Annotated in this window: 1 protein-coding gene; it reads right to left on the bottom strand. The window is 52.9% G+C overall.

The window, feature by feature from the left end:
- Positions 1 to 3 precede the first annotated feature (3 nt).
- A partial coding sequence (locus IEX10_RS19885) for an EF-Tu C-terminal domain-related protein (protein ID WP_268237059.1) occupies positions 4 to 501 on the bottom strand: 498 nt, incomplete at its 5' end.

The raw sequence follows: 501 nt of genomic DNA on the forward strand, positions 1-501 counted from the left end.
TAATTAGTCGTTGATTTTGGAAACAACGCCGGAGCCAACAGTGCGACCGCCTTCGCGGATCGCAAAGCGCAGGCCTTGTTCCATAGCGATTGGGGCGATCAGTTCAACGTTGAACTTCAAGTTGTCGCCTGGCATCACCATTTCTGTGCCGGATGGCAGTTCAACTGTGCCGGTCACGTCTGTGGTCCGGAAGTAGAACTGTGGACGGTAGTTCGCGAAGAACGGCGTGTGACGGCCACCCTCTTCCTTGGTCAGAATATAGACCTCGGCTTCGAACTTTGTGTGTGGGTTAACAGATTTCGGCTTACACAGAACCTGACCACGCTCAACGCTGTCACGGTCGATACCACGCAGCAGAACACCAACGTTGTCACCAGCTTCACCACGGTCCAGCAGTTTGCGGAACATTTCAACACCAGTACAAGTGGTTGTTGAGGTGTCTTTGATGCCAACGATTTCGATGCTGTCGCCAACATTGATCACGCCACGTTCAATACGGCC

This window comes from Neptunicoccus cionae (assembly GCF_014643735.1).
Lineage (GTDB): Bacteria > Pseudomonadota > Alphaproteobacteria > Rhodobacterales > Rhodobacteraceae > Amylibacter > Amylibacter cionae.